General features: G+C 66.4%; 18 protein-coding genes and 1 tRNA gene. 10 read left to right on the top strand and 9 right to left on the bottom strand.

The genetic code is table 11. The features are described 5' to 3' along the window. The first annotated feature begins 30 nt into the window (after positions 1-30). From C6P61_RS01635 to C6P61_RS01645, 3 genes are all read left to right on the top strand, one after another. Positions 31-447, top strand: a complete 417-nt coding sequence (locus tag C6P61_RS01635; protein ID WP_105728289.1) for a F0F1 ATP synthase subunit epsilon — start codon at positions 31-33, stop codon at positions 445-447. An 89-nt stretch (positions 448-536) separates the two neighbouring features. Next, positions 537-974: a YybH family protein gene (locus C6P61_RS01640; protein WP_105728187.1), complete on the top strand. Its 438-nt coding sequence runs from the start codon at positions 537-539 to the stop codon at positions 972-974. An 84-nt stretch (positions 975-1,058) separates the two neighbouring features. Further along, positions 1,059-1,598 carry a DUF2946 family protein gene (locus C6P61_RS01645; RefSeq protein ID WP_105728188.1) on the top strand — a complete coding sequence of 180 codons (540 nt, stop codon included), beginning with the start codon at positions 1,059-1,061 and terminating at the stop codon, positions 1,596-1,598. 88 nt (positions 1,599-1,686) lie between these two features. Here the strand turns inward: C6P61_RS01645 and C6P61_RS01650 are convergent, their stop codons facing one another. Beyond that, on the bottom strand, positions 1,687-2,163 hold the full coding sequence (locus C6P61_RS01650) for a c-type cytochrome (protein WP_105728189.1): 477 nt from the start codon (positions 2,161-2,163) through the stop codon (positions 1,687-1,689). Between the two features lie 131 nt (positions 2,164-2,294). On the opposite strand from C6P61_RS01650, the gene C6P61_RS01655 reads away from it, so the two are divergent. From C6P61_RS01655 to C6P61_RS01675, 5 genes are all read left to right on the top strand, one after another. After that, positions 2,295-2,370: transfer RNA gene (locus C6P61_RS01655), tRNA-Arg, on the top strand. Between the two features lie 384 nt (positions 2,371-2,754). Next, positions 2,755-3,447, top strand: coding sequence for an NYN domain-containing protein (locus C6P61_RS01660; protein ID WP_105728190.1), 693 nt, complete (start codon positions 2,755-2,757; stop codon positions 3,445-3,447). A gap of 221 nt (positions 3,448-3,668) precedes the next feature. Then, positions 3,669-6,539 carry an Ig-like domain-containing protein gene (locus tag C6P61_RS01665; protein ID WP_105728191.1) on the top strand — a complete coding sequence of 957 codons (2,871 nt, stop codon included), beginning with the start codon at positions 3,669-3,671 and terminating at the stop codon, positions 6,537-6,539. Between the two features lie 72 nt (positions 6,540-6,611). Further along, positions 6,612-7,391 (top strand): nucleotidyltransferase family protein, encoded by a 780-nt coding sequence (locus C6P61_RS01670; RefSeq protein WP_105728192.1) that lies wholly within the window; start codon positions 6,612-6,614, stop codon positions 7,389-7,391. Further along, positions 7,388-8,782 carry an aminopeptidase P N-terminal domain-containing protein gene (locus C6P61_RS01675; RefSeq protein WP_105728193.1) on the top strand — a complete coding sequence of 465 codons (1,395 nt, stop codon included), beginning with the start codon at positions 7,388-7,390 and terminating at the stop codon, positions 8,780-8,782. The genes C6P61_RS01670 and C6P61_RS01675 overlap by 4 nt, the downstream gene beginning before the upstream one ends. On the opposite strand, the gene pcaF is transcribed toward C6P61_RS01675, so the two are convergent. Genes pcaF through C6P61_RS01690 form a run of 3 tightly spaced genes read right to left on the bottom strand, consistent with a single transcriptional unit; the run spans position 8,783 to position 11,389 of the window. Next, entirely contained in the window at positions 8,783-9,985 is a 1,203-nt protein-coding gene (pcaF, locus tag C6P61_RS01680) for a 3-oxoadipyl-CoA thiolase (RefSeq protein WP_105728194.1), read from the bottom strand. It abuts the gene before it with no gap. Between the two features lie 28 nt (positions 9,986-10,013). After that, on the bottom strand, positions 10,014-10,658 hold the full coding sequence (locus C6P61_RS01685; protein ID WP_105728195.1) for a 3-oxoacid CoA-transferase subunit B: 645 nt from the start codon (positions 10,656-10,658) through the stop codon (positions 10,014-10,016). A 17-nt stretch (positions 10,659-10,675) separates the two neighbouring features. After that, positions 10,676-11,389: a 3-oxoacid CoA-transferase subunit A gene (locus C6P61_RS01690; protein ID WP_105728196.1), complete on the bottom strand. Its 714-nt coding sequence runs from the start codon at positions 11,387-11,389 to the stop codon at positions 10,676-10,678. A 114-nt stretch (positions 11,390-11,503) separates the two neighbouring features. Here C6P61_RS01690 and C6P61_RS01695 point away from each other — a divergent pair, with 114 nt between their 5' ends. Then, positions 11,504-12,310, top strand: coding sequence for an IclR family transcriptional regulator (locus C6P61_RS01695; protein WP_105728290.1), 807 nt, complete (start codon positions 11,504-11,506; stop codon positions 12,308-12,310). 93 nt (positions 12,311-12,403) lie between these two features. Here C6P61_RS01695 and C6P61_RS01700 read toward each other — a convergent pair whose 3' ends face one another. From C6P61_RS01700 to C6P61_RS01715, 4 genes are all read right to left on the bottom strand, one after another. Next, entirely contained in the window at positions 12,404-13,342 is a 939-nt protein-coding gene (locus C6P61_RS01700; protein WP_105728197.1) for a dioxygenase family protein, read from the bottom strand. Between the two features lie 403 nt (positions 13,343-13,745). Further along, complete coding sequence (locus tag C6P61_RS01705; RefSeq protein WP_105728198.1) at positions 13,746-14,720, bottom strand: tripartite tricarboxylate transporter substrate binding protein; 975 nt, start codon at positions 14,718-14,720, stop codon at positions 13,746-13,748. Between the two features lie 26 nt (positions 14,721-14,746). Next, positions 14,747-15,025: a muconolactone Delta-isomerase gene (gene catC / locus C6P61_RS01710; RefSeq protein ID WP_105728199.1), complete on the bottom strand. Its 279-nt coding sequence runs from the start codon at positions 15,023-15,025 to the stop codon at positions 14,747-14,749. Positions 15,026-15,054: 29 nt separating this feature from the next. Beyond that, positions 15,055-16,236, bottom strand: coding sequence for a muconate/chloromuconate family cycloisomerase (locus C6P61_RS01715; protein ID WP_105728200.1), 1,182 nt, complete (start codon positions 16,234-16,236; stop codon positions 15,055-15,057). A 110-nt stretch (positions 16,237-16,346) separates the two neighbouring features. On the opposite strand from C6P61_RS01715, the gene cynR reads away from it, so the two are divergent. Continuing rightward, complete coding sequence (gene cynR / locus C6P61_RS01720; RefSeq protein WP_105728201.1) at positions 16,347-17,225, top strand: transcriptional regulator CynR; 879 nt, start codon at positions 16,347-16,349, stop codon at positions 17,223-17,225. A gap of 160 nt (positions 17,226-17,385) precedes the next feature. Here the strand turns inward: cynR and C6P61_RS01725 are convergent, their stop codons facing one another. After that, on the bottom strand, positions 17,386-19,056 hold the full coding sequence (locus C6P61_RS01725) for an ATP-binding protein (RefSeq protein WP_105728202.1): 1,671 nt from the start codon (positions 19,054-19,056) through the stop codon (positions 17,386-17,388). Positions 19,057-19,062: the final 6 nt, after the last annotated feature.

The following is a 19,062-nucleotide window of genomic DNA, read 5'->3' on the forward strand; positions in this document are numbered from 1 at the left end:
GCTTTGAGTCAGATTCAACAAGGAGTAATGATGAGCACGATACAAGTCGAGGTTGTGAGCGCCGAAGAGGCTATCTTCAGCGGTCGCGCCAAGTTTGTGGCGCTGCCGGGCGAAGCCGGTGAACTGGGCATCCTGCCCGGTCACATCCCGCTGATCACGCGCATCAAGCCCGGTGCGGTGCGGATCGAGAAGGAAGACGGCGGCGAGGAATTCGTGTTCGTCGCCGGTGGCATCCTGGAAGTCCAGCCCAAGTGCATCACGGTGCTGAGCGATACCGCCATTCGCGGTCATGACCTCGATGAGGCCAAGGCCAACGAGGCGCGCCGTGCGGCCGAGGAAGCGCTGAAGAACGCCAAGAGCGATGTCGACCTGGCCAAGGCCCAGTCGGAACTTGCTGTCATGGCGGCCCAGATCGCTGCGCTGCGCAAGTTCCGCCAGAAGAAGTAAGCCTCCGGCCTGCTTCGACCCTGCAACAAGAACCGCCTTCGGGCGGTTCTTGCTTTTCTGCGGTCTGCTGGCTAGGGCACAATCCGGCCATGCGAAGCCCCTTGATCTCCGATGCCGAAGCCGATGAACTGGAAGAAACTTTTTACGCCGCCTTGCGCGCTGGCGACCTAGAGCGCCTGATGGCCTGCTGGGCCGATGACGAGGAGGTGGTCTGCATCCATCCGGGCGGTGTCCGCCTGGTGGGTCTGCGGGCGGTCCGTGATTCCTTTCGCGAACTGCTGGCCCAGGGCGGGGTCCGCATGCAGGTCCATGAGGTGCAGCGCGTCCATGCCCCAGGCTGCTGCATCCACAGCGTGGTCGAGCGCCTGGAGGTCATGACGGGCGAAGGCCTGCGCCATGGCTATCTGCTGGCCACCAATGTCTATGCCAAGACCGAAGCCGGTTGGCGCCTGTTTACCCATCATTCCAGTCCTGCAGATGCTGAAGGAATGGCTGAACTCACCGAGCAGAGCCACACCTTGCACTGAATTGTCAGCCGTTCCGGCATGATGGAGCCTGTTTGAGGGCTTTCCTCGAGGTCAGCGCTGCCAGAGGCAGCAGGAGCATGAACCATGGACGAGATTGTCAAGGCCGCGATGGCCAAATGGCCGGAGGTGCCGGCCTGCTACGGCTGGCTGGGTCTGGATGCGCGTGGCCAGTGGCATCTGCGCGACGATGAGGTGCAACGGATCGGGCCCTTTGCCGGGAGCAATCCGGCCGGACGTGGTCAGCGGCTCGAGCATGAGAAGCTGATCGCTTTCATCGGTCGCAATTACGGCAATTGCGAGCAGGGCTGCTGGTTCTTCCAGAACGGGCCGCAGCGGGTCTATGTCGAGCTCGAGGCGGCACCCTGGATCTGGCGGTTGCAGCCCGATGGAACGCTGCGCAGCCACACGGAACAGCTGGCGAGCTATCTGAGCAGCTGGGTCGATGAACAGGGCAGGCTCTACGTCGAAACCGAGCTCGGGCTGGGCCTGGTGCACAGCCAGGACATGCACCTGGCCGCCGACTGGGTGGAGCAGGGCCGCTGGCTGCCGCAGGATTGCCCGGCCGCTGAACTGCCGCAACGATTTGGCTTCGTGCTGAGTCCGCAGGCCAGTCTGCTCGGTTAAGGCCGCCTCGCAGGCTGAAAAAGCAAAAGCCGACTGAGTCGGCTTTTGCTGTGGTTGCAGCCGGCCTGGACAGGCCTGTTGCGGGGGCTTATTCGGCCTTGGGTTCGCTGAACTTGGCGCCGCCGGCGTTGGCCATGTAGGCCGCTGCGCGCGAGATTTCGAGGTCGCTCAAGGCGCCGCCGGCCTGGGCCGGCATGGCGTTCTTGCCCTTGAGCGCCGAGTTGGTCAGCGCGGCCAGGCCGGCGCCGATGCGCGGCGCCCAGGCAGCGGCATCGCCGAACTTGGGGGCGCCCAGGGCACCGGCAGCGTGGCAGGCCGCGCATTGCGCCTGGTAGGCCTGCTCGCCGGTCTTGGGCTCGCCGCCACCGGTGGCGACTTGCAGTTCGACCGTGCCCACGCGCTGCAGGCGCTGGGCCATGGCGGCCTCTTCCTGGATGGTCTTGGTGTCGGTCTTGCCGCAGCCACCGAGCAGCAGTGCCAAGCCGACCGCTCCGATCATGGGCAGGGTCCAGCCGCGGCGGGCGTTGGGGTGGCCGTTCTGCAGCGCGTTCGCAAATTCGCTCATGTTGTCCTCGGGGGCTTGTACTGGGTAGGAGTGAGCTCCCGAAGGCCGGGAGTGCTTGTCAAATTATAGCCAAGCAGGGGCCCTTCACCCCTCGGCGGGCTGCTAGAATGGATAGTTAGCGTTCACCGCAAGCGGCTGTAGCTCAGTGGATAGAGTATCGGCCTCCGAAGCCGAGGGTCGTGGGTTCGATCCCCGCCAGCCGCACCAGATCCTTTAAAGCTGTTGATTCTTCAACAGCTTTTTTGGTTTCTGGGCCCCTGCTACATCACTCTGCTACAAAGGGTCGGGCATGGCATAGCCTCTTATGCGCCGTGGTGGCGTATGGTGGGCACGTCTAGCCGTTCCCGCAGGACTTCCGAATTCATCCCATCCTGTCGAGCATCCGAACTGCATATCGCCAAGTTGGTGTGCAATGTTTTGGCGCCAAAGTGGTGGCGGCACTCTATGGGGCTAGTCTGCCGGAGAGCCACGGACGAGTTATAATCCAACTCTAAAATCCCTTCGCAGTGTCATTAAGTTGGCTCGGGCTTAGGGCGGAAAGACCACCCAGAGATCATCTTTGGGTGGTCTTTTCACTTGTAGGTGCAAAAAATGACAAGAACTGCTCTCTACATTGACGGCTACAACTTTTACTACTCCCGGTTGAAGGGCACTCCTTACAAGTGGCTCGACCTCATAGCGTTGTTCCGTGACCGTATCCTGCTTCCCCAAGACCCGGGGACGAAGCTTGTCGCTGTCAAATATTCCACTTCCCCGGTCAAGGCCAAGTATGCCCGCCACGGGAAGGCGTCTGAAGAAGCTCAAACACAGTATCTGCGAGCGCTGAGTGCTCGGCATACTGGGTTGATCGAGGTGATCCAGGGTTTTCACATCTTTGAGCCCAGCTCCTTGCCTGTCTACCGTGAAGGCGAAAATCCGAGCAAGGCTGACGTAGCCCCCGTCTGGATGATCGAGGAGAAGCAGACGGATGTGAACATCGCCCTGAACCTCTACCGTGATGCGGTTCGAGGCGAGTTTGATCAAGTCGTTGTTTGCTCCAACGACAGCGACATGGAGCCAGCCTTGCGGATGATCCGCGAGGATGTTCCTGCTGTGAAAGTGGGTGTCATTCTTCCGCTGCGAGGTGGGGATGCAGAAGGCAAGCCCGCTCCGGCGAACAAGAGGTTGCTTCCCCATGCCCACTGGGTTCGCCACTACATCCGTGATGACGAGCTGCAAGCCTCTCAGCTTCCCCAAAACGTGCAGACCAAGAAGAAGCCAGCCAGCAAGCCTCCTCACTGGTGAGCTTGGGTAACGGTGGCGGCGGGATAGCCATGCTCGTCGTATGCTGCGGAGGTGTGCCAACAAACGGACTTCTTAAGCCAGCGGTGTAGCAGAGAGCCGAGGGTCGTGGGTTCGATCCCCGCCAGCATCGCAGCCAGTAGCCCTGAGACAATTATCAAAGTAGTATCTGTCAGGCCTTTGACGCCCGCTTGAGCGGCGCTCGGCCTGACAGGGAGTACAAGATGATGATGTCGAAAAAATGGGCTGGCCTGGCGGCTGCGCTCTGTCTTGCGCTGGCCGCTTGCGGCGGTGGCGGGGATGGCGATGGTTCGCCAGACGCTGGCGCCGCGAAGCTGACGCTCCAGGGCACGGTCGCCAGCGGGCGGGCGGTTGCGGCGGCCGAGGTCCAGGCCAGATGCCAGGGCGGCAGCGGCATTGCCAGGGCGAGCGCCGACGGCCGCTTCCAGCTGCAGATTGCCGGCGGCACCTTGCCTTGCGTGCTGCGCGCGACCGATCCGCGCGACCAGAGCCGCTGGCACAGCCTGAGCAGCAGCGGATCGGCGTCCAGCGCCACCGCCAACATCACCCCCGTGACCGAGATGCTGCTGGCGCGCCTCGCCGGCCAGGACCCTGCCAGCTATTTCGACCGCTTCGATCCGACGCAGGCTGCCAGCCGCCTGAGTGCGGCCGCCCTGGCCGCAGCTGAGCAGGAGCTGCGCCAGATCCTGAGCATGGCTTTTGACATCAGCACGCTGAACAACCTGGTCGCGCGTCCGCTGACGGCGGCGACTGCTGCCAATCCGACCGGTGGCGATGCGCATGACCAGTGGCTCGACCAGCTGGGAGCCAAGCTTAACCGCCTGCAGCAGGCCCGGGTCGTCGCTGCCCTGGCGGCTCAGGCCGGCACAGCCAGCGTGCAGCAGGTGGTCACGGACGGGGTCGATTCCAGCGCTGCCCGGCTGTCATCGAGCATCGACCTCGGCAGCAATCTCGTGACGCTGAGCTGGACCGACAGCTATCCCCTGGGTACCCAGTACCGGGTCGAGTCGCGCAATGCCGACGGCAGCTACAGTGCGATCGAGACGATCAAGGGCCTGGGCGGCACCCACAGCGTGGTGCAATGGCAGCGTGCCGTCACCGTCGCCACGGTCTACCGGGTGCTGGCCCTGCTGCCGGATCGCACGGCCGTCCTGTCCACCGCCCAGGGCCAGGAATCGGTCAGTGTCGAGGCGCCGGCTGCGCCACCGGCGATCGTGCTGAATCAGGAGCAGCCGCTCTCGGGCAGCGTGCAGCTTGCGCTGTCGGGTGGCGGCAGCTATGCCTCGGTGTCCTGGTATGCGGATCTGCGCCTGCTCGGCCAGGGCAGCGGTGCCGCCCAGGCGCTGAACTGGAACACCAGCGCCGAAGGCAACGGCCAGCACCTGCTGCTGGCCAAGGTGCAGGTCAGTCCGGACGCCTACATCGAGCTGCGGCGTACGGTGGCGGTCTCGAACTCGAACCTGGCGCTGAGCTCGAGCGTGTCGGGCACCACTGGCACCATCCTGGTCGATACGCGCGCCAGTTCGGAATACGGCATCGCGACGGTGGCGGCCATCTTCGACGGCCAGGACGTCGGCAGCCTGAGCGCGCCGAATGCCTGTTCGCGCTGGTGCTCCGGCAGCAACGATGTCTATCGCTTCACGGTCGATGCGGCCACGGCCGGTTCCGGCAACCACAGCATGGTGCTGACCGCCACCGACAAGGCCGGCGTCAAGAAGAGCGTGACGCTGGCGGTGCCGGTCTCGAATCTGCCGATCGTCAGCCTGGCAGCTCCGGTCGATGGGGCTTTCGTCACCGGCAGCCTGAGAGTTGCTGGCAGCGCTAGCAGCGACAAGTCCGGCGAGCTGCGCGTGACGGCCAGCCTGGGCGACTACGCCTTGCTGAATTCGACCGGAGCCTCGTTCGATACCAGCTTCAGCCTGGCGGGCGTCACGCCCGGCAGCTACACGCTGACGTTGCGCGCCACCGACAGCAGCAAGGCGTCGACCGTCGTGCAGCGCACGGTGACGGTGACCTCGGCCGCGCTGGCCTATCCAGAGCTGTTCACGATCGGTGCCGGCGGCCAGCTGCTGGCGGTCGAGGGTGACCGGGTGCTGTATCGCGCGGTGGATGGCAGCGTGCGGCTGCGCCATGTGATTGCCAAGACCGAGGTCGAGCTGGCCCAGGCCGCCAGCATCAACTATGCCAATGACTGGCAGCTCAGCGAGGGCCTGGTCTATGCCTACGGCAAGGGCAGCGACTGCGTGCTGTACTGCATCTACCAGTGGACGGGGGGTGGCGTCATGAGCAACCTCTCGAACGCCAAGCGCGCCGCAGCGACCGAGCTGATCGACCAGGTCCAGAGCACCGACCTGCACCCGGTGGCCAGGAAGGGCTATGTGATCTGGATCAGCGAGAGCAACTGGTACACCCTGCACCATGTGGCCAGCGGCAGCTTCACCAAGATCCCCCAGCCGACTGGCACCAGCTATCTGGGCAACTGGAACTACGATTTCTTTGTCGGGGCCAACGGGGTCGAGTTCTACTACTGGGCCAGGACCGGCGGCTCCGACCAGGCGGCGTTCTACGACATCTTCAAGTGGTCGGCGGCCACGGCCAGCTCGACTCGGATCAGTGCTGGCGGAGCGCGTGCCATCTATCCCAAGACCGACGGCCAGAGCGTGGTCTGGCTGCAGTCGCCCAGCAGCAGCGCGGTCGGCACCGCGATTTCACTGACGAGCTTGCCGGTCGGTGGCGGGACGGTCAGCGAGATCACCAGCAGCGCCAGCGAATCCTTCTGGCTGCGGGACGGGGTGCTGGGCTGGCGCGAGACCGGCAGCACGGGCAACAGCCTCAAGGCCCATGCGCTCGGGCAGACCAGCGTCGTCTCGCCGCTGAACTCGGCGCTGCTCTATGGCGCCGGGGCCGGCCAGCTGGTCTTTGGCGAGCAGGGCAAGACCTACAGCTGGGATGCCGCGACCCGGACCCGCCAGCTGCGCATCGATGCCAGCCCGAACCAGGTCTGGATCACGGGCCAGCAGATGTACTTCGTGATGGGGGCGGCGCAGACGGTGTTCCGGCTGACGCTGGACTGAGGCGGTCCTGACCTCGGCGCCGGCTCATGACAAAATGACCAGTCCCGGCCTGGCCGATTTCTGGATATCTTGATGACCTCCGCCTTTGCGGCCCCCGGCCGCGCTCAGGCCATGGTGCTGGCCGCCGGTCGCGGCGAGCGCATGCGCCCGCTGACCGACCTGACTCCGAAGCCGCTGCTGGACGTGCAGGGCAAGCCGCTGCTGCAGTGGCACCTCGAGGCGCTGGCGCAGGCTGGCTGGCGCCAGGCGCTGATCAACACGGCCTGGCTCGGCGAGCAGATCCCGGCCCGCCTTGGCCGCTGCTGGCCGCCGGCAGACCGCGGCGCAGCGCAGGCCCGGCTGGAACTGAGCTATTCGATGGAGGCGCACGACTTCGGTGGCGCGCTCGAGACCGCCGGCGGCATCGTGCGTGCGCTGCCCGGGCTGGACGATTGCTTCTGGCTGGTCGCGGGCGATGTCCATATGCCGGGTTTCGAGTTTTCGTTCGCGGCGATGCAGCGCTTTGCCGCCAGCGGCAAGCTGGCCCATCTCTGGCTGGTGCCGAACCCGGCGCACCACCCAAAGGGTGACTTCGGCCTGTCAGAGCAGGGGCTGGCGCTGAACCTGGCCGCCGACGCGCCAGGCCCGCGCTACACCTACAGCACCCTGGGCCTGTACCGGCGCGACTGCTTTGCCGCGCCGCACTGCGCGATCCCGGCCGGCAACCCGCAGGGTATTGCCGCCCCGCTGGCGCCGCTGCTGCGCTCGGCGATGGACGCCGGCCAGGTCAGCGCCGAACTCTGGCTCGGGGACTGGACCGATGTCGGCACCCCCGAGCGCCTGGCCCAACTCAATCAGCAACTGTCATCATGAGCGCAATTCCTCATCAGGCCATCTACGCCGACCGCCGTGCCCGCCTGGCTGCCCAGCTGGGCGCCGGCGGCATCGCGATCATTCCGACCGCCCCCGAGCGCCAGCGCAACCGCGACAGCGAGTACCTGTTTCGCTTCGACAGCTATTTCTACTACCTGACCGGTTTCACCGAGCCGCGCGCCTGGCTGGTGATCACGGCCGAGGGCCACAGCACGCTGTTCTGCCAGCCGAAGGACCTCGAGCGCGAGATCTGGGACGGCTACCGGCTCGGGCCGCAGGCGGCACCCAGCGCGCTCGGCGTCGATGAGGCTTATTCTGTGCATGAGCTCGGCGAGCGGCTGCCCAGGCTGCTCGAGAACCGGCAGCAGCTCTGGTACCCGTTCGCGACCCATGTCGGGCTCGAGACCCAGGTCGACGGCTGGCTGCAGAAGGTCAGGGCGCGCGCGCGCTTCGGTGCCAGCTGCCCGGACACGCAGCGCGACCTCTGCGTGCTGCTCGACGAGATGCGGCTGTTCAAGGACGCGCACGAGATCGACGTCATGAAGCGCGCGGCGCAGATCAGCGCCCAGGCCCATGTGCGCGCGATGCAGCGCAGCGCGGCGATGATCCGCGCCGGCCAGGAGGTGCGCGAATACCACCTCGACGCCGAGCTGCTGCACGAGTTCCGCCAGCATGGCTCGCAATACCCCGCCTACGGCAGCATCGTCGCGGCCGGCGCCAATGCCTGCGTGCTGCATTACCGCGCCGACATCGCGCCGGTGCACGCCGGCGAGCTGGTGCTGATCGATGCCGGCTGCGAGCTCGATGGCTATGCCTCGGACATCACGCGCACCTTCCCGGCTGACGGAAAGTTTTCCGGGCCGCAGCGCGCGCTCTACGACCTGGTGCTGGCGGCGCAAGAGGCCGCCATCGCGGCGACGCGGCCCGGCATGCGCTTCGTCGATCCGCACGATGCCACGGTGCGCGTGCTGGCGCAGGGCATGCTCGACCTCGGGTTGCTGAAGAAGGATGACGTCGGCCACCTCGACGACGTCATCGAGCAGCGCCATTATTTCCGCCACTACATGCACCGCACCGGCCACTGGCTCGGGCTGGATGTGCATGACGTCGGCAGCTATGTCGAGCCTGGCGCGGCGCAGACCGTCGAGCGGCGCGACCCGCTCAGCGGCGAGCTGATCAAGGACCGGCCGAGCCGCCTGCTGCGTCCCGGCATGGCGCTGACCATCGAGCCGGGGCTCTACATCAGTCCGGCGGCCGATGTGCCCAAGGAATTCTGGAACATCGGCATCCGGATCGAGGACGATGCCATCGTCACCGAGTCCGGCTGCGAGCTGATCACGCGCGGCGTGCCGGTCGACGGCGACGAGATCGAGGCGCTGATGCGCGGCTGATCAGACCTTCTCGAGGATCAGCGCGATGCCCTGGCCGACGCCGATGCACATGGTGCACAGCGCGTACCGGCCGCCGACATGGTGCAGGCGGTTGATGGCGGTGGTGGCCAGGCGGGCACCCGAGGCGCCCAGCGGGTGACCGAGGGCGATCGCGCCGCCCCAGGCGTTGACGCGTGCATCGTCATCGGCCAGGCCCAGGCCGCGCAGCACGGCCAGGCCCTGGGCCGCGAAGGCTTCGTTGAGCTCGATCACGTCCATCTGCTCCAGCGTCAGGCCGGTCTGCGCCAGCACCTTCAGCACCGCCGGGGTCGGGCCGTAGCCCATGATGCGCGGTGCCAGGCCGGCGGTGGCCATGCCGACCACGCGTGCCTTGGGCGTCAGGCCGTATTGCTTGGCGGTCTCGGCGTCAGCCAGCAGCAGGGCGCAGGCACCATCGTTGACGCCCGAGGCGTTGCCGGCGGTCACGCTGCCGTCAGGGCGCACGACGCCCTTGAGCTTGGCCAGCGCTTCGAGCGTGGTGGCGCGCGGGTGCTCGTCGGTATCGACCACGACCGGGTCGCCCTTTTTCTGCGGGATGGTGACCGGGCAGATCTCGCGCGCCAGGTGGCCGGCTTGAATCGCGGCAGCGGCGCGCAGTTGGCTGGTGTAGGCCATCAGGTCCTGCGCCTCGCGTTCGATCTTGAAGTCGACTGCGACGTTCTCGGCCGTCTCGGGCATCGAGTCGACGCCGTACTGGGCCTTCATGAGCTTGTTGACGAAGCGCCAGCCGATGGTGGTGTCATAGACCGCGTTGGAGCGGCTGAAGGCGGATTCGGCCTTCGGCATCACGAACGGGGCGCGGCTCATGCTTTCGACGCCGCCGGCGATCATCAGGCGGGCTTCGCCCGACTTGATGGCGCGCGCGGCCGAGCCGATCGCGTCGAGGCCGGAGCCGCACAGGCGGTTGATGGTGCCGCCGGGCACTTCGACCGGCAGGCCGGCCAGCAGGCCCGACATGCGGGCGACGTTGCGGTTGTCTTCGCCGGCCTGGTTGGCGCAGCCGTAGAGCACGTCGTCGATGGCGCTCCAGTCGACCTGCGGGTTGCGCTCCATCAGCGCCTTGATCGGCACGGCGCCGAGGTCGTCGGCGCGCACGCCGGACAGGGCACCGCCGTAGCGGCCGAAGGGGGTGCGAATCGCGTCGCAGATGTAGGCTTGATTCATTTTGTCTCCGTTAAATAAAAATAATGTATCAGATAGAAACCGGCAGTCCAAGCAGGCGCTCGAGCTCGGCATGCTCTAGGCCGTCGACCTTGTCGATCAGCTTGAGGCCGGCGGGCGTGCATTCCAGCGTGGCCAGGTCGGAGTAGATGCGCTTGACGCAGCCGATGCCGGTCAGCGGGTAGCTGCAGGCCTGGACCACCTTGCTCTCGCCCTTCTTGGTCAGCAGGTCCATCATGACCCAGGTCTGCTTGGCGCCGACCGCCAGGTCCATCGCACCGCCGACGGCCGGGATGGCGCCGGCTTCGCCGGTGCTCCAGTTGGCCAGGTCGCCGGTGGCAGAGACCTGGAACGCCCCCAGCACGCTGATGTCGAGGTGGCCGCCGCGCATCATCGCGAAGCTGTCGGCATGGTGGAAGAAGGCGCCGCCCGGCAGCAGCGTCACGGGCTGCTTGCCGGCGTTGATCAGGTCGTAGTCCTCGGCGCCAGCGGCCGGGGCCGCGCCCATGCCCAGGATGCCGTTCTCGCTGTGCAGCACGACTTCCATGCCTTCAGGCAGGTAGTTGGCGACCAGGGTCGGCTGGCCGATGCCGAGGTTGACATAGGCGCCATCGAAGATGTCCTGCGCGACGCGCTGGGCCAGTTCCTGCTTGCTGCGCTTGGTGTAGTTGCTCATGGTTCTGGTCTTTCGATTCAGGCTTGCTTGAAACCGCCGGCCTGGGTGGCCACGCGCTCGATCTGGACGATCTGGGACACGAAGATGCCCGGGGTCACGACATGCTCGGGGTCGATCTGGCCCAGCTCGACGATCTCGTGCACGGTCGCGATGGTGCGCTTGGCGGCGGTGGCCATGACCGGGCCGAAGTTGCGTGCGGCCTTGCGGTAGATCAGGTTGCCCCAGCGGTCGCCGGCCTCGGCCTTGATCAGCGCGACATCGCCGTGGATCGGGTACTCAAGCACATAGTCCTTGCCGTTGATGTGGCGGGTTTCCTTCGGCGTGCCGTCGGCGTGCCTGGCCAGTTCGGTGCCGAAGCCGGTCGGGGTGAAGAAGGCGCCGACGCCGGCGCCCGCAGCGCGCAGGCGCTCGGCCAGGTTGCCCTGGGGCACCAGCTCGAGCTCGATCTTGCCGGCGCGATACAGTTCGTCGAAGACCCAGGAGTCGGCCTGGCGCGGGAAGCTGCAGATGATCTTGCGCACGCGGCCGGTCTTGAGCAGCGCGGCCAGTCCGGTGTCGCCGTTGCCGGCGTTGTTGTTGACCACGGTCAGGTCGCGCGCGCCCTGTTCGATCAGGCCGTCGATCAGTTCGTTCGGGATGCCGGCGGTGCCGAAGCCGCCGACCAGGACGGTGGCGCCGTCCTGGATGCCCGACATGGCCTCGGCGATCGAGGCGGAGATTTTGTTGATCACTGGGATGCTCCTGTTAGGTCCGCTGTTTCCGCTGTCGCGGGTCTTGTGCTGTCGATATTTGTTCTACATAAGAACAAGTGTTCGTATAATGAATTCTAGAACTTTTTTTTGATCATGGCAAATACCGCAACCCGATCTGATGCCGCTCCGCAGCCGGGCGACAGCTATGTCCAGTCCTTTGCCCGCGGGCTGGAGGTGATCCGCTCCTTCAGTGCAGCGGCACCCGAGCAGACGCTCAGCGAGGTCGCCGCACGCAGCGGACTGACCCGTGCCGGCGCCAGGCGCATCCTGCTGACGCTGCAGACCCTGGGCTATGTGCAAAGCGACGGCAAGCTGTTCCGGCTCACGCCGCGCATCCTGGACCTGGGCTTTGCCTACCTGTCGTCGATGCCGATCTGGAATCTGGCCGAGCCGGTCATGGAGGCCCTGGCGACCCGCACCGGCGAATCCTGTTCGGCCGCGGTGCTCGACGCGCAGGAGATCGTCTACGTGATCCGGGTCCACACGCACAAGATCCTGTCGCTGAACCTGGGCGTGGGCTCGCGCCTGCCGGCCTACTGCACCTCGATGGGCCGGCTGCTGCTGGCCGGCCTGCCCGACGCCGAGGTCGAGGCCCGGCTGCGCGCCAGCGAGCTCAAGGCCCGCACCCGCCATACGCTGACCGGGATCGACGAGCTGATGCGCGAGATCCGGCGTGCGCGCGAGCAGGGCTGGTGCCTGGTGAACCAGGAGCTCGAGGAAGGGCTGCTCTCGATGGCGGCGCCGGTCTACGGCAAGGGCGGCGAGGTGGTGGCGGCGCTCAACATCTCGGGCCAGGCCAACCGCACCGATCCCGAGCAGATGCTGCGCGCGATGCTGCCGGCGCTGCGCGAGGCGGCGCAGACCATCACCCAGCTGCTGCGCGCCAGCGGCGCGCGCTGAAGCGGGCGCCACATGCAAAACGCCGGCCCGGGGTGAACCGGGGCCGGCGTGCATGAGCTGTATCGAACCCGGAACGGGTTCCGGGTACTTCGATTACTGGTTCAGGGCCTTGGCGACGCGGGTGCGCGGGTCGGCGTCGGCTTCAGTGACGGCCTGCTGCATCTTGAAGTCGAAGCGGGCGCGCTCGCAAGGAGCGGTGATGCCGAGCGACTCGTAGCCAGCGGGGTTGACATCGTGCTCGATGTCCAGGATCAGGCCGTCGCGGGTGGCGAAGGCGAAGTCGTCGTCGATGAAGGTGTCACCCGGGATGTTGACCTGGGTGGTCAGGGTGCGGTTGCCCGGCTTGACGACGTGGAAGTGGATGTGGGCCGGACGGTTGCCATGGCGACCCAGGGCGGTGAACAGCTCGCGCACCGGACCGGTCGGCGGGATTTCGTAGCCCGGAGCGATGGTGGTGCGGAAGCGGTACTGGCCTTGCTCGTTGGCGACGATTTTGCGGCGCAGTTCGTGCTCCTTCATGCCCGGGAAGAAATGCGAGTAGCCGCCCACTTCGTTGCAATGCCAGGCGTCGATCACGGCGTTCGGGACCGGCTTGCCTTCGAAGTCGAACACGGTGCCTTCGACGACCATGACCTTGCCCTTGCCGCGCAGGGTGCTGTCATCGTCGAGCTGGGCTTCGTAGTTGGACTGCGGAGCGCTCGGAACGAACAGCGGGCCTTCGATGGCGCGCGGGGTGCCGGCAGCGATGCCAGCGGCTTCGTCAGCCTCGTCCATCATGATGTCGAGCAGGCGGTCGAAACCCAGGCCGGCGGTGATCAGGCCGATCTGGCCCAGCGCGCCCAGGCGGGTGATCCAGTCGCAGGCCGCCCAGAACTCGTCGGGCGTGACCTTGAACTCGTCGATGGTCTTGAACAGGTCAGCGGTGATGCGGCCGACGATGGCGCGCACGCGCTCGTCGCCTTCAGCGATCTTGACGGTGTTGACGAGCTCGAGCAGGCTCTCTTTGGTGAATTCGTTCTTGGTCACGGTTATCTCCTGAGTGTGTAGGCGTCGCGAGACGAGGGGCTTGAGGCAATCGCCTTGGCCGGTTTTGGCCGGTGGCTGGGCTGATTGGTCTGCGGAGCCAATTCTGAGTCAGCAGCCGGTTGAAATCAAAGACTGTTTCAGACTTGATCCATACCCAAAAGGCATGAAAAGGCTATTTGTCCCCGCCAGATCGACAAGATTAGGGTTAACCCTTGTTGGTAACGAAGGGATCTATGGCTTCGGCCGGGTTTCTTGTCAGACCTGTAGAGCATGACGTTGCACGGGCCTGGCCGGTTGCCTGGCAGGCTGCCAGCGGCGGTTCGCCGGCCCGCAAAATGCACCACGCCGGCCCGGGAAAGCTCCGGGGCCGGCGTGGTCTGGTGCGGGTCGTCGCTGTTGCGCTGGCGCCTCAGTCCAGCTGGATGCCGCGTTCGGCGATCAGCTTGCTCCAGCGCGTGGATTCGCGCTGCAGGTGCACAGCCAGTTCGTCGGGCGTCGAGCCGATGGCCTCGGCACCGATCGCCTCGAAGCGCTTGACCACGTCGGGCTGCTTCATGGCATCGGTCAGGGCCGCCTGCAGCTTGCCGATCGTGGCCTTGGGCGTGCCGGCGGGGGCAAAGACGGCAAACCAGGGCGACAGCTCGTAGCCTGTCACGCCGGCCTCGGCCAGCGTCGGCACGTCGGGCAGGGCGCTCGAGCGCTTGGCAGTGGTGACGCCCAGCGCACGCAGCTTGCCCGATTGCAGGTGCGGCCGCGCCGAGGTCACGCTGTCGAACATGTAGTTGACCTGTCCGCCCAGCAGGTCCGACACGGCGGGGCTGCTGCCCTTGTAGGGCACATGCACCAGGTCGGTCTTGGTCAGCGAGGCGAACAGCTCGCCGGCCAGGTGGATCGAGGTGCCGTTGCCGGCCGAGGCATAGGTCAGCTGGCCGGGCGCCTTGCGTGCCGCCGCCACCAGGTCAGCCACGTTCTTGACGTTGGGCTGGGTGTTGTTGGTCACCAGCACGTTGGGCACCACGGCCAGCAGGCTGACCGGGGCGAAGTCCTTGATCGGGTCGTAGCTCAGCTTGCCGTACAGCGGCTTGTTGGTGGCCATGCCGATCGAGGTGATCATGATCGTGTGGCCGTCCGCTGGCGCCTTGGCCACGAAGTCGGCGCCGATGTTGCCGCCGGCACCGGGCTTGTTCTCGATCACGAACGATTGGCCCACGCTCTTGCCGGCCTTTTCGCCGAGCGCGCGTGCGATCGCGTCCATCGCGCCGCCGGGCGGAAACGGCACGACCCAGCGGATCGGCCTGGTCGGCCAGTCGGTGGCCGAAGTCTGCGCCATGACGGCACCGCTCCAGCCCAGTCCGAGCGCCAGCAGGAGCGCAGTGGTTTTCATCGGTCGGTCCTTGTGCGGCTGGCCGGTCAGGCGATGGCCGAGGGATGCTGGGCCAGCGGCGTGACGTGGATCTTCATGAACGGGAACAGCGGCAGCTGCGACAGCAGGGTGTGCAGTTCGTCGTTGCTCTCGACATCGAACAGGCTGTAGTTGGCGTATTCGCCGACCACGCGCCACAGGTTCTTCCAGCGGCCGTCTTGCTGCAGCTGCTGGGAGTAGGCCTTTTCGCGTGCCTTGATCTCGTTGGCCTGTTCGACCGGCAGGTCGTGGGGGATGTTGACATCCATGCGAACCAGAAACAGCATGATTTTTTTCCTTGTTTGAAACGGGGGACTCAGGCGACTTGCTTGTGGCCGAGGTCGATATGGGTGGCGGTCAGGCCGGCGCGGGCGCGGTCGAAGCGCTCGAGCTTGATCGGGTCGATCTCGACCCCGATGCCGGGGCCGTCGGGCAGTTGCAGCTCGAAGTCGACGATCGGCATCAGCTCGGTCACGATGTCGTCGACCAGCAGCTGGGGGCCGAACAGCTCGCAACCATGGTGCTTGTTGCCCAGGGTCGAGAATACCTGGGCCGAGGCGGCGCTGCCGATCGAGGTCTCGAGCATGGTGCCGCCGTACCAGGCGATGTCGGCCGCCTCGGCCACGGCCGCGACTTCCTTGGTGCGCAGCAGGCCGCCATGCTTGGCAACCTTGAGCGAGAACACCTGGCTGGCCTGCGCGCGTGCCAGCATCATCGCGTCCTGCGGGCTGCAGACGGTCTCGTCGGCCATGATGCTGGCGCGGTCGCCCAGCGTGGCGCTCAGGGTCTTGAGTGCCTCGACGTTCCACTTGGCCACCGGCTGCTCGATCAGCGTGACGCCGGCATCGATCATCTGCGGCAGGAAGCGGCGCGCGGTGCTGCCGTCCCAGGCCTGGTTGACGTCAACCGTCAGCGTGGCCTTGCCCTGCAGGCCGCGCGCGATCTGCGACACATGGGCCACGTCCTGCTCGGGGGTGCGGGCGCCGATCTTCATCTTGAAGATGCGGTGGCGCTTCTGCTCCAGCCGCAGCTGGGCTTCCTCGAGGTCCTTGTTGACGTCACCGCTGGCCAGGGTCCAGGCCAGCGGCAGGCTCTTGATGCGCTTGCCACCGAGCAGCTGGTAGGCCGGCAGGCCGAGCGTGCGCGAGTAGGCATCGATCAGCGCGATCTCGACCGCGCTCTTGGCGAAGTAGTTGCCCTTGCAGAAGGCGTCCATGCGCGCCAGCGCGCTACCGAAGGCGCCACCGTCCTGGCCGATCAGCGCCGGGGCCAGGTAGCCGTCGATCGCGTGCTTGATCGATTCGGGCGACTCCTCGTTCCAGGACGGGCCGCCGATGGTGGCGGCCTCGCCGAAGCCGGTCGCGCCGTTGCTGAGCCAGAGCTGGACGATGACCGGGCTCTGGCGGCTGATGGCACCGAACGACAGCTTGTGCGGACGGATGGTCGGGATGTCGAGGATGCGCGCCTCGATGCGCTCGATGGAATGGGAGACGGTCATGTCGCGGGTCTGGGTGGACAGTGGTTCGTGAATCAGACAAGCGTAAAGCCACGCCCACTGGGCTACAAATGATTTATTTCCATGAAATCATTCGCTATGATCGAACGATCATGGAAATCCGGCAGCTGCGCTACTTTCTCGACATTGCCGACACCGAGCATCTGACCCAGTCGGCGCAGAACCTGTTCGTGACCCAGAGCACGCTGTCGCACGGGCTGCGCCAGCTCGAGCAGGAGCTCGGCGTCGCGCTGTTCGACCGGCTCGGGCGCGGGCTCAAGCTGTCGCAGGCGGGCGCCGAGTTCCGGGTCTATGCCAGCCGCGCGCTGCAGGAGATCGAGGCCGGTCGCATGGCGCTGGCCGACCTCGGTGGGTTGCAGTCGGGCAAGCTCAAGGTCGGGGCCTTTCCGACCTTCCTGAACACGGTGGTGCCGGTCACGGTCGCGGCCTTCAACCGGGCTTATCCCAAGGTCAAGGTCGAGGTGCAGGACCTGCGCGCCGGTGCCATCGAGCAGCAGCTGCTCGACGGCGACCTCGACCTCGGCATTGCCTTTCACCCGGCCCAGCATGACGAGATCGAGGCCGAGGTGCTGTTCGAGGAGCGCCTGTTGCTGGTGGTCGGCCCGCATCATCCCTGGGCGGCGCGGACCCGCCTGGCGATGGCCGAGCTGGCCGGCCTGCCGCTGGCGCTGTTGCCGCGCAATTTCGCGACCCGGCGCCTGATCGACGACAGCCTGCGCCGGGCCGGCATCGAGCCCCAGGTACCGGTCGAGATGGATTCGGTCGAGTCGCTGCTGGGGGTCTGCCGCTATGGCGAACTGGCCAGCATCGTGCCGGAACGCGCGGCGCGCCAGGCGCCCGACCTGCCAGCGATCGCGCTGACCGAGCCCGAGATCCTGCGCCATGCCGGCATCCTGTGGCGGCGTGGCGCCTCGCGCAGCGCGGCGGCACGCGAGTTCGTTGCGCTGCTGCGCGCGACACCGCTGGACTGAGCTGCCCCGCAAAAGACGAAGCCCGCACTGGGCGGGCTTCGTGGGTTCGACTGGCGCAGCCATCAATGAGTTCTGTGCGCCGGTCGATGAATCAACTGTAGTGGCGTGGGCGGCGACTGTCGATCCTGTTCGGGTTACGAAACTCCGGCGCGGGCTGATATCAGCCGCGCTGGGCCGGAATCCAGCGGCTCAGCGTCGCGGCGAGCTGCTGGCGGTTGATCGGCTTGGAGACATGGTCGTTCATGCCGGCGGCCTCGGTCGCCAGCAGGTCCTTGAGCATCACTGCCGCCGTCAGCGCGATGATCGGCACCGGCGCTGCGCCCTGCGCTGCCTCGTGTGCGCGGATGGCCCGTGTCGCCTCGAAGCCGTCCATCTCGGGCATCTGCAAGTCCATCAGGATGGCGTCGAAGCGCTCGCGGCAGGCCTTCTCGACCGCCTCGTGGCCACCGCGGGCGGTTTCGAAGTGCAGGCCGAGCTTGCCGACATAGGCCCGCGCCACGATCAGGTTGGTTTCGTTGTCGTCGACGATCAGCACCCGGGCCCCGCGCAGGGCTGTGACTTCTGGCGTGGTGGCCAAGGCGCTGCTGCCTGGCGTGGCCGCAGCAGGAGCCGCCAGCGTCCCGACTGCCGGCAGGGTTGCGGCGGGTGTCTCGTCCGGTATCTGCTCGAGCCGTACCGTGAACCAGAACCGGCTGCCCTGGCCCGGCTGGCTTTCGACGCCGATCTCGCCGCCCATCAGCCCGACCAGGCGCTTGCTGATCGACAGCCCGAGCCCGGTGCCGCCGTAGCGGCGCGTGGTCGAGCTGTCGGCCTGGTGAAACGGCGTGAACAGCCGTCCGATCTCCTCGTGCGAGAGTCCGATGCCGCTGTCTTGCACCTCGAAATGCAGCTGCAGGGCCGCGTCGGTGCGATCGCCATCGATGGCATCCATGGCATCGACCCGCACCCGTACCCCGCCGCTGGCGGTGAACTTCAGCGCGTTGCTGACCAGGTTGCTCAGCACCTGCAGCAGCCGCAGCGGGTCGCCGCGCAAGGAGCGCGGCAGACCCGGCGCGAGTTCGAATTCCAGCGCCAGCCCGCGCTCGGCGGCCTTGAGCGAGAACAGCATCCTGGCCTTCTCGAACAGCTCGTCGAGCCGCAACGGCAGCGATTCGATCGCGAGTCGTCCGGCCTCGACCTTCGAATAGTCCAGGATGTCGTTGAGCACGCCGAGCAGGGCGGTGCCCGAGCCGTGGATCTTGCCCAGGTAGTCGCGCTGCAGGGCATCGAGTTCGGTCTCGAGCAGCAGCCGGGACAGCCCGATCACCGCATTCATCGGCGTGCGGATCTCGTGGCTCATGTTGGCGAGGAACTCGCTCTTGGCGCGGTTGGCGGCTTCGGCGGTTTCCTTGGCGGCGGCCAGTTCGAGCGAATGCGCTTTCAGTTCGGCAGCGGCCTGCTGCGCCTGCTGGCTGGCCGCCAGCAGCTTGGCCTCGAAGCGCTGGCGCTCCTGGACCACGAAGAAGACCCAGCAGTAGGCCGGCTGACCCTGGTACAGCGTCTGTTCGGCGTTGATCAGCACCGGCATCTCGTGCTGCTCATGGGTGCGCAGTGTCAGGGCCAGTTCGCGCACCCGGCCCATGTGCAGCAGCATCGGCCAGACATGGGTCTGCAGGAAGACGCGGCTGGCTGGCGGCAGCATCGCATCGAGTCCCGCGCTCTCCCAGTACGCGCGCGTGCCGCCCAGCACTGCCAGCAGCTCGTCGTTGAGCGCCAGCATGCGGCCGGAGGGGTCTGTGACCAGCAATGCGCAGGGCAGATCGAGGAACGCCGGCATCAGGCCCTTTTCCATGCGCAG

Source organism: Malikia spinosa (genome assembly GCF_002980625.1).
GTDB classification, from domain to species: Bacteria; Pseudomonadota; Gammaproteobacteria; order Burkholderiales; family Burkholderiaceae_C; genus Malikia; species Malikia spinosa.